The sequence below is a fragment of the Aporhodopirellula sallentina SM41 genome (genome assembly GCF_000346505.1).
In the GTDB taxonomy this organism is placed as follows: Bacteria; Planctomycetota; Planctomycetia; order Pirellulales; family Pirellulaceae; genus Rhodopirellula; species Rhodopirellula sallentina.
This window is the reverse complement of sequence record NZ_ANOH01000062.1, coordinates 1-5380: the sequence shown is the minus strand read 5'-3', so window position 1 is coordinate 5380 and position 5380 is coordinate 1. Positions and strand designations below refer to the sequence as shown.

Annotated in this window: 2 protein-coding genes and 1 pseudogene; 2 read left to right on the top strand and 1 reads right to left on the bottom strand. The window is 59.0% G+C overall.

Going from position 1 to position 5380, the window contains the following annotated elements; all coding sequences use genetic code 11:
- Positions 1-57: 57 nt before the first annotated feature.
- The gene (locus tag RSSM_RS03320) at positions 58-2544 is read right to left on the bottom strand and encodes a TolC family protein (RefSeq protein ID WP_008674474.1); all 2487 of its coding nucleotides are present in this window, start codon (positions 2542-2544) and stop codon (positions 58-60) included.
- 269 nt (positions 2545-2813) lie between these two features.
- Between RSSM_RS03320 and RSSM_RS03315 the strand changes: the two genes are divergently transcribed.
- The gene (locus RSSM_RS03315) at positions 2814-4610 is read left to right on the top strand and encodes an AI-2E family transporter (protein WP_008674472.1); all 1797 of its coding nucleotides are present in this window, start codon (positions 2814-2816) and stop codon (positions 4608-4610) included.
- Between the two features lie 115 nt (positions 4611-4725).
- Positions 4726-5380 (top strand): annotated as a pseudogene (locus RSSM_RS03310) (hypothetical protein); the annotation flags it as partial.

Sequence of the window (5380 nt, the reverse complement as noted above, 5' to 3'; positions counted from 1 at the left end):
GCCTCCGCCCCTACACGGAAAAAGCAATGTTTGGTTGAGGGATGGTTCGATTTTGTTTTATCGAGGAATCGCCATCCGTCGCACGGGTGCGGGCACGTATTCGGACGGTGCCGGGGTGTCATAGTTGACCGGTTGGACGCGTGCGGGTTGTTTGACGTGTCGAGCAGACTGCCACTGCGAGGGTTGGCCGGTCGAAGTGCTGTCGAGTTGACCTTGCGGTGTCGGGATCATGTTGGGTGCTGATTCGAGCGATGGTGCACTCAGCGAGGGTGACTCGAGCGTTGGTGCCGGGGTGGGCACGTTCTCTCCCTGTAGGCCACTGCCGTCTGGTGCGGGGCTGAACAATTCTGCTGGTGTGTCGCCGAGTTCGCTGAGCGGTTGATCGTTGACTTCGACCGGATTGCGGTACGGGTCGAGGTTGATTCCGAGTGGATCGTTGATCGAGTCACCGTACTCGCTACTAAGGCCCGGTTCGTTGAGCATCATCGACTCAGGCGACATGGTTTGTCCGTGAGTCATCGTACCGCTGCCGATGATTTCCGATGCCGAGGCGGCGTCGCGGAGCGGTCCGGTGCGGACGACGCCTGGTCGGCTCACGCCGTAGACGAGTTCCTTGCCGGCACTGCGTTCGCGAGCCCGTTCGAGAGCGTCCCAGTACGCTTTCTTGTTCCAAGGGCCTTCCCGCAGCATGATGTTGTTGTTGGCGAGCATGGTGCCTTTGAGGTAGTCAACGTAGTTGAGTGATTTGTTGTATTCGCCCAGAGCACGGTAGTAGTCGATCTGTGCTTGAGCCTTCCGTTGTTGACTTTGCAGGACGACGTTGACCGGGCTGCGGCCGTTTTTGAATTCGGCCAAGCGGGCTTCGACTTCTTGTTCGGCGGCTTGCCAACGTTGTGCGTTGGTTTGGACGAGTTGATAGTGGGTGGCCACTTTTGCGACCGCGTCGGAAAGGCGGCTGACGAGCAAGCGTTCTTTCTCTTGCAGGTTGGCTCGTTCGCGAACCAGACGCAATTTCGCACCACGGATTCGAGTCAGTTCGCGACGGGCACCGAATGCGGCCGGAGTGACTTCGAGTCGAATCGCACCTTCTTGGAAGTTGCCATCGGTGAGTGTGTCCAAGGCACTGCTGCCAGGGAAAACCGGTGCAGCATCGCTGCCCGACGGTGGGCCGAGGTGGTCACCGACGCCGACCCAGCGGTACAGCAACGACAGGTTCACTTCCGGAAGGATCTGGTTCTTCGCGGAGATCAGTTCGAGGTCTTGTTGTTTGATGCGGGTCTTGGTTTGACGCAGTTCCGGCGACAGGTACAGGGCCTGTGCGACCGATTCGTTCCAGTCGTGTTCGACACGGGCGATGGTTGGTTCGTCGATCGGGCGGATCAAACGACCGTCGGTCGGCGAGATGCCGAGCAGTTCACGCAGACGTCGCTCGGCACCGTAGACGCCTTGGCGGTCCGAACCGGGTAGGTTCGATCCGGCGATGGCCGATTCGAGCAAGCCACGGAATTGGTAGTACTGCTCGACGGCTTGGGCGAGTTCCTGACGCGTTCCGGTACCGTTCTCGAGTGCGAGGCGAGCAAACTGGGCCGTTGCGATCGCACTGTTGCGACCGATGATGGCCGTCGCGACGCCGCGATAGGCGACGTACAGGTCCCAGTAGGCGACTTCGACGTCGCGGACCAGGTTGCGGACTTGGATTTCGTATTCGGCGATCGACACGTCTTCGTTGAGGCTGGCCAAGACAACCGGGATGCGGTTGATCAGCGTGCCGCGGTTTCGCATCAACGGCTGTTGCACTTGAGCTTCGATCGACACGGTGTAATCGCTGTCGACGCTACGCAGGTTGGGTGCGATGTCGCGAAGGTTGTTGTCGCTGTAGACGAGTTGGTTTCGCAAAGTCGCAACGCCGCCGGTTGCGAGGCGTTTGCTGATGGCTTGTTGGAACGTCACGTCATCGGCTTGGGTTGCCGCAACGGGGCTGTTGTTGGGCCGATCGGTGTTGCTGTAGTTCAGGAAGCCGCTCGCTTGAGCATCGAATTCCGCCAAGGCGTCTTCGACACCGCCGACTTGGTTGGCACGCAAGACTCCTCGTGGCAAGACTCGGTTGCCGTTGGCGTCGACCGTCAGTGGGACCGACTGTGTGGTCGATTGGCTGATCGCGACGTCGTAGACGCTGCCGAACTGGTCGGCGGTTCCGCTGATGAATTGGTCAGCGACGTTTTGACGTTGTTCCGCGATGCCACTGGTGGTGACGAAGAACTTCGCGTTGGCGAGCGCGATCGAGACTGCTTCCTCGAGCTGCAGATTCCAGAACTGGTAATCGTGGTTGCCGATCGTCAGCGGACGCAACGTTTGCGTGGTGTCGGGTAGACTTTCCACGTCCACGTCGGGATATTCAATCTGCGTCGCCGTTTGAAGGTAATACTTCAGGTCGGGCGATTCGTTGAGAAAGAATGGCTGTGTAGGTGCACAACCGCTGGCAAGCAGGAGCGCGAGCCCGAGTTGCAAGTAAGCAGTGTAGCGGTATAGCAGCGAGCGTTTCATGCCCTGGACTTCCCTGGATCGGCGGTTGCCGTGAAACCCATGGTTGCGAACGCCACAAGGCATTCACGTCATGGACTTCCGTGCAAACCGTTGAATTGGAAAGCCCCCCTACAAAGTTCTCACGCCGTACGCTCCACCGAGCGACGCGAGATCTCTGTCCGGGAGTGGTATCGGTCTGGGCCCTTGGTCAACTTTGACGATTCTGACGATAATTCTGATTATTTCGATTCTTCCGTCCCGCGGCACCGCGGGGACTTGCCGAGCGACCGATGACCCGACGACGAAACCGATCCAAACGACCTGAATCGGCCGCTAAAAACACGGCAGAAACGACCTCGCAGGCAAACGCCGATGCTCCGCGAACCGAACGAAAGCGTGAAACGAACGCACGGGAAACTGAGCCCGGAACTGAGCCCGGAACTGAGCTCAGAGCGAAGGCTGAAACTAAACCCAGCGGCGAAGAGAAACGAAAAGACGCATCGAACGTTTCCGCGAACGAGAGTGCGACCGGGCGGCCGGGGGATGTGGATACGTTCGCGAACGAAACACCCCGAGGCAGCGTGGCTATGAAACAGGCGTTGTTCCCGCAACTGCCGTCGCTGTCGCGGATCATGTCCGTGGTCATGTTGGTGATCGGGATCCTGGCCGTCGGGGTGCTGTTCTATCAGGTGATGGTCGGGTTCTTTGTGCCGTTGTTTCTGGCGGCGCTCTTGGTGGTGATCTTTCGTCCCGTTTATCAGTGGTTGTTGCTCAAGACGAATCGCCGCAAACGGTTGTCGGCCGGGCTGACCACGTCGCTCGTGTTGTTCATCGTGTTGATGCCGTTGTTGATGTTGATTTCCATCGCGACGACGCAGTTCACGGTGCTGTTGTCGCGAATGAACGGCAGTGCGTCGGTGGCGATGGACCGGGTCCGCGGCCAGTTGGGGCTGGATCTGCCTCACGCGGAGCATTTCCGCGAACTCGATCGGATCGTTGACACGATGGGCGTCGCGGTGCCGGCGATTGACATGCCAGAAACGATCGCTGACCCCCAGTTCGACTTTGTGAGCAAAGCCAACGAGCTCGACAAAGCGGCGTTGATCATCGAGTACCTGCAGGAAGACGTGCCGGGCAGTTTGGCCTCGTCGGACGCGGCGGAAGCGGCGATCGAGAATACGAAAGCATTCGCCGACGCACTGCGGGCCGCCGACAAACAGCAGAGCGATGAGGTTTCGGGCGGGAGGCTCAACCCGTTGTTAACGTTGAACGTGGCCGAGCAGTTTGAACAGAACGCGGTCTTCACCGCCGCGTCGATTCGCACGTGGATGCATTTGAAGTTGGGCGGGGCGCTGCAGAGTCAGTTGAAGTTGTTGGCCAATCCGGACAAGGCCGACTTTAGTCGTTTGATTCGCGGGGCCCGTGAATCGTTGCAGCCGCGGTTTGTTCGATTGACCAGTGCGACGGGCAGTGTGCTGGCGCAGATCGTTTTCGGGTTGGTGATCCTGGTGATCTCGGTCTATTTCTTTCTGCTCGATGGGCCGCGGATGATCGCCACATTGATGCGTCTGTCCCCGATGGACGACGCCTACGAACATCAATTGCTGATGGAGTTCGATCGGACGAGCCGGGCGGTGGTGTTGGCCAGCGTCGCGAGCGCGATCGTGCAAGGAATTTTGGCGACGCTCGGTTTTTGGGTGTGTGGTTTCGAACAAATCGTGCTGTTGTTGTTCCTAACCAGTTTGATGGCGCTTGTCCCGTTTTTAGGGGCGGCGTCGGTGTGGGTTCCGTGCGCCTTGTGGCTCGGCGTGGTGGATCAGCGTTGGATACCGGCCGTGTTGCTGACCCTTTGGGGGGCGGGCGTGGTTTCGTCGATCGACAACGTGATCAAGGTATACGTGTTGCAGGGACGCAGCCAATTGCATCCGCTTTTTGCGTTGCTCAGCGTGATCGGCGGCGTTTCTGTTTTCGGACCGATCGGGATCCTCGTGGGGCCCATGGTTGTCGTTTTCCTGCAGACTCTTCTGGAGATTCTCAATCACGAAATCAAGAACGAAGACGAGCACATGGCATCGATCGAGAACTGAATTTGCTGCGGCGATTTGGAACCATTTGCGGGGCTGAATCTTCACTCTTGGGGAGCTATAATGCTTCCGCTTCTGATTGGATCACGTTCCCCTCCGCAATAATTCGGCTCCGCTCATGTTGGTTACGAAGTGCCCCCGATGTCATGAATCCGTTCGGGTACCTGAAGCGTTCTTAGCCGGTGGCCGCGCGGCGGATTCGGCGCAAGCCCAATGTCCGTGGTGTTTGGAAACGTTGTCCGCGAAGGAAATTAATGAGGTCATGCCTCCCTCGCTCGTGATCATCGGCGACCAAGCGGCACTGAGCGAGGACGCAGACGTTCCCGGCGATTGGGGGGGCGGGCAATCGTCCGACGATCCGAACACGCTGTCGGGAGAGTCGTCGATGAAACCGCTCGCCTCTGCCGCGGGTATGGGCGTCGCCGCGGCAGCCCCCCTGGCGGCATCGGCTGCCTCCGCTGGTGCGGGAGCGATGGGATTGGCGGGGTTGGATTTGGAAGAGGCGGAACCAACACAGTCGGCGGCCGATCCATCGAGTGCGACGGTGGAGGATACCGATTTCTCACAAATGGAAACGGTCGAAGAAGACGACACGATCGCATTTCAAGCCACCGGCGACACGCTAATTGATGACAACACCGGGTTGGAGGAGTTGTCTGATGAGCCGATCGCGATCGACGATATGGAACACGCCGACGACAATTCGGATCAGTTGGCCGCGACGACCGCGATCACCCCGGAGTCGATGAACGACGACGATCTGTCAGAGTTCA